We start from the raw sequence: 4449 nt of genomic DNA on the forward strand, positions 1-4449 counted from the left end.
GGACATGGCGACTGATCTGTAGGGCAGGCTCAAGGCCTAGGGATTTACACAGTCTGACCATGCCCCTGCTCAGGCGTCCCTGAGCGCACCACTCATCAGTGGAGTTCGTCAAGATACAAGGGACGTATTTACGGCGGGTCCTGGACACTGGCACCGAGACCGAACCGGGCTACGGAGCCGCCACCCGAAGCCCGCCGCATAGCTACTACAACCAGGTTTCCGCGTACTCGGCCAGCAGTGAGCGCGGCACCCCGTTGAGCTTCACCGAGCCGCCATAGACGAAGCCCTTGAAGCGCTCCGTCATATAGGTCAGCCCGGAACTGGTGGGTGACAGATAGGGCGTATCGATCTGCGCCAGGTTGCCCAGGCACACCACCTTCGAGCCCTCCCCCGCCCGGGTGATGATCGCCTTCATCTGGTGGGGCGTCAGGTTCTGGCTCTCGTCGATCAGGATCAGGGATTTCTGGAAGCTGCGGCCACGGATGTAGTTGAGCGCCTTGAACTGAATATTGGCGCGCTCCTTGACGTACAGAATGCTGCCGGAGGGGTTCTCGTCGTTGAGGTGCAGCGCCTCGATGTTGTCGTTGATGGCGCCCAGCCAGGGGTCCATCTTCTCTTCCTCGGTGCCGGGCAGAAAGCCGTGCTCCTCCGCCAGGGGCGGCGTGGAGCGGGTGGCGATGATCTTGTTGAAGCGCTTCTGCTCCACCGTCATCTCGATGGCCGCCGCCAGCGCCAGGATGGTTTTCCCCGAGCCCGCCGCGCCGGTGAGCGTCACCAGGTGGATATCCGGATCCAGCAACAGTTGCAGCGCCACCGCCTGCTGAATGTTCATCGGCCGCAGGCCCCAGGCCTGCTGCTCCATCAGCGTTTCCGCCTTGTGGTGGCGCAGCGTGACCACGCCGCCCTCGACACTGAGAATGCGGCCGACGAAACCGTGCTCATCGAGTATGTACTGGTTGGGATACACTTCCTCGCCGAGGATATCGCCCACCACCAGGCCGTGGGGCAGCCGGTGCAGGGTTTCCGCGCCCACCTGCTCGGTGTCCACCTCGGTGACCTGATCCCAGAAGGAACCGGGCACTTCGAAGTAGCCGCGCGTGAGCTGCTTGATGTCCGACACCAGCTGGTCGTTGTGGTAGTCCTCCGAGTCGATGCCGCAGGCGCGCGCCTTGAGGCGCATGTTGATGTCCTTGGTCACCAGCACGTAGCGGGTGTCCGGGTCGGCCATCTTCATGGCCATCACATCGTTGATAATGCGGTTGTCGTTGAGGTGGTCGGGCAACGCGGAGCCGCCGGCGCTGCCGCGCGGCATCAGCACGGTGAGCGTGCCCTGGGTGTAGTTGCCCCGGCCGATGGGGATGCCGGCTTCCACTTCCGCCGGCGTCGCCTGCCCCAGCACCCGGTCGATCTGGCGAATGGCGGCGCGGCAATCCGCGGCGGTGTGCGACTTGCCGGTTTTCAGGCGGTCCAGTTCCTCCAGTACGGTCATCGGAATCGCCACCCGGTGCTCTTCGAAATTAAGCAACGAGTTGGGATCGTGGATCAGAACATTGGTATCAAGAACGTAGGTTTTCGGAGTGGTATCGGGTTGCCCAAAGCGCTGGTCGGATGAGTGGCTGTCGGATGTGGCGGAAACGGAATGCAAGGTGGCCGCTCGCTCTTCCATGCGTATCCCCTATTTGCGTGACGTTAGGGCGGCGGGATACGGGCACGAGAGTGACGCCTGCTCCTGCCGCCGTTTACAGTGCTACCGGCGGTTGCTGGTTAGCTTTCAGCTTCGGATCGCGATCACTCCCGCAAGGGCGGGATGTAAATTACCATAACCCAGCTTTTCAGACCTGACAACGAGAGTCGTCAACGAATTGATAGAGAGTCGTCAACGAATTAACGAGAGATCGTCATGCCATTGGAACATCCCGAAGTCCGTATGCCGCCACCCCTCCTCCACCTGGGCGGCCTGCTGGTCGGCTACGGCCTGGATCAGGCGCTGAACTGGTCGCTGCCGGCATTTGCCGGCCGCCAGGGCATTGCCGCCACCCTGGCGCTGATCGCGATCGCGGTGTTGCTCACTGCCCTGCTGCAATTGGCGCGCGCCCGTACCACGGTGATGCCGCACCGCGCCGCCCGGACGCTGATCACCGGCGGTGTGTTCCGGCTCAGCCGCAATCCGATTTATCTGGCGTTCGCGCTGCTGCATCTGGCCTGCGCGCTGAGCCTGGGCAGCCCGGGCATGCTGCTGATGCTGGTGGCGGTGCTGTGGGTTATGCATAGCCACGTGATCGCCGCGGAAGAAGCTTTTCACGCGCAGCGGTTCGGGGCGCAGTGGCAAGCGTATCGGCAACGGGTGCGGCGCTGGCTTTAGGCGGCTCGGTGGCCGGCCCGCGCCGGCCCCGTTTAAGGAATTGCGGCGGCAGCAGGGTGCCGTCGAGCAGGGTCAGGCGGGTGGAGCCGAAGTGCCCGGGCACGAAACCGCTGACCCGCACATCCCGGGGCAGCCAGCCCAGCCGCCGGTAGAACTCGGCGACCAGCTCGGAACAGAACCAGCCGCGCCGGTCCGGCGGACGGGTGAAGCCGGTGAGCAGGTCCCGAACATTGCACCAGAGGTAGTTCTTATAGGGACGGTGCAGCAGGCGCGCCACCAGGCGCCGGGCGAGTCGCTGGCGGGCCTCGCTGAGCGGCGGGCCGAGGCGGCGGCGCACCGCCACGTCACCGGCGTAGTTGGCCAGCTTGCGCGCCAGGGGCACCAGGGTGACGCCCGCCACCGGCCGGCCCAGATGCAGGTCGGCGGAATCGCCGCCGCCGGCGGCTTCCAGCACCAGCGGCTCGGGGTAGCCGGGCAGCCGCACCACCAGACCGATGTGGCTCCAGGGGCTGCGGGTGAAAACACGAATCACCGAACTGGTCGGCCCCCGTCCGGAAAACAGCAACACATCGCCGGTTTCCAGGGATAACAGATTCAGGTCTTGGACATCGGTCACGTCAGCGGTCCGCAGGCCAGGCTCGAGGCAAGCCTGACCGGCCCGGGTGACAGTGCGCTGACAGTTTGATCACGCTTGCGTGACCTTCGCGCCGCCAGAGGATTGTCATAAAACCGTGACAGTGCGCCGTTAGTCTGGACGTTCCGACACCGGCCGGACCTATGGAACAACACCTCTACCAGCTACAACGCCACCTGCCCGAGCAACTGCATCTGGACAACCTGATACGCCTGGGGGAACGGCACCTGCGCGTGACCGAGGTGCTGACGGTGCCGCAGGGCGACCTGCGCCTGCCGGTGCGGGTGATCGAGATGGGCAGCCAGGCCGCCGGGGCACCGGCGATCGGCTTCTTCGGCGGCGTGCACGGCGTGGAACGGATCGGCACCCAGGTGATTCTGTCCTGGCTGCACAGCCTGATTCACCGCCTGCAGTGGGACGACCAGCTGCACCGGCGCCTGGAGCATATCCGCCTGGTGTTCATGCCGATGGTCAACCCGGGCGGCGTCTGGCGGCGCACCCGCAGCAACCCCAACGGCGTCGACCTGATGCGCAACGCCCCGGTGGAGGCGGACGGCCGGGTGTCGTTCCTGGTCGGCGGTCAGCGCCTCAGCCGGCACCTGCCCTGGTTCCGGGGCCGCGCCGGCGACCCCATGGAAGCGGAAGCGCAGGCGCTGGTCCGGGTGGTGGAAGAAAAGCTGCTGCGCGCGCCGGTATCGCTGAGCCTGGACTGCCACAGCGGCTTCGGCCGGCGCGACCGCATCTGGTGCAGCTACGCGCGCACCCACCAGCCGATCGCCCACCTGGCCGAGGTGTACCGGCTCAAGCAGGTGCTGGAGGCCACCTACCCGCACCACCACCCCTATCTGATCGAGCCCCAGTCCCTGAACTACACGACCCACGGCGACCTCTGGGACTATCTCTACGACCGCGCCCGCGAACACCACCCGGAAAAGATGTTCCTGCCGTTCACCCTGGAAATGGGCTCCTGGCTGTGGGTGCGCAAGAACCCCCGCCAGATGCTGGATTTCTTCGGCTTCTTCAATCCGGTGATCGGCCACCGCCATCACCGCGTGCTGCGCCAGCATCTGCCCCTGCTGGAATTTCTCACCGCGCTCACCGCCAACGCCGGCAACTGGCTGCCCACCGGCCCACGCCGCGACGCACTGACCCGCGAGGCGATCCGCCACTGGTTCGGCGGCGACCCGACCTAGTCCTCTGGTGGTCCTATTCTTGCAGCCCTACACTGGCGATATTCATTCAGAGGACCTTCGATTATGAAAAAAACGCTGTTGCTCCTGCCCGCCCTGATGCTGGCGGGCTGCCAGATGCTCAACTACCAGGAACCCACCGGCGAGGACACCGCCGCCGTGGTGTTCACCGGCAACGAGGCCGCCCAGCCAGTGGTGTGCGTGCCCGGCCGCGGCTTCAAGGACACCAAGATATCCCTGGCGGTGAAGCCCTGGGACACCAA

Annotated in this window: 4 protein-coding genes and 1 pseudogene; 3 read left to right on the plus strand and 2 right to left on the minus strand. The window is 65.3% G+C overall.

All coding sequences use genetic code 11. From position 1 onward, the window contains the following. Positions 1-205 precede the first annotated feature (205 nt). Positions 206-1666: a PhoH family protein gene (locus tag ACEQZD_RS10620; protein WP_142949539.1), complete on the minus strand. Its 1461-nt coding sequence runs from the start codon at positions 1664-1666 to the stop codon at positions 206-208. A 261-nt stretch (positions 1667-1927) separates the two neighbouring features. On the opposite strand from ACEQZD_RS10620, the gene ACEQZD_RS10625 reads away from it, so the two are divergent. Further along, positions 1928-2362, plus strand: coding sequence for an isoprenylcysteine carboxylmethyltransferase family protein (locus tag ACEQZD_RS10625; protein ID WP_228548137.1), 435 nt, complete (start codon positions 1928-1930; stop codon positions 2360-2362). On the opposite strand, the gene ACEQZD_RS10630 is transcribed toward ACEQZD_RS10625, so the two are convergent. Continuing rightward, positions 2262-2978 carry a hypothetical protein gene (locus ACEQZD_RS10630; RefSeq protein WP_255442583.1) on the minus strand — a complete coding sequence of 239 codons (717 nt, stop codon included), beginning with the start codon at positions 2976-2978 and terminating at the stop codon, positions 2262-2264. The genes ACEQZD_RS10625 and ACEQZD_RS10630 overlap by 101 nt on opposite strands. A 161-nt stretch (positions 2979-3139) precedes the next feature. On the opposite strand from ACEQZD_RS10630, the gene ACEQZD_RS10635 reads away from it, so the two are divergent. After that, entirely contained in the window at positions 3140-4189 is a 1050-nt protein-coding gene (locus ACEQZD_RS10635; protein WP_142949542.1) for a M14 family zinc carboxypeptidase, read from the plus strand. Between the two features lie 63 nt (positions 4190-4252). Then, a pseudogene (locus ACEQZD_RS10640) lies at positions 4253-4449 on the plus strand (hypothetical protein); the annotation flags it as partial.

This window comes from Alloalcanivorax sp. (assembly GCF_964221125.1).
GTDB lineage: Bacteria > Pseudomonadota > Gammaproteobacteria > Pseudomonadales > Alcanivoracaceae > Alloalcanivorax > Alloalcanivorax venustensis.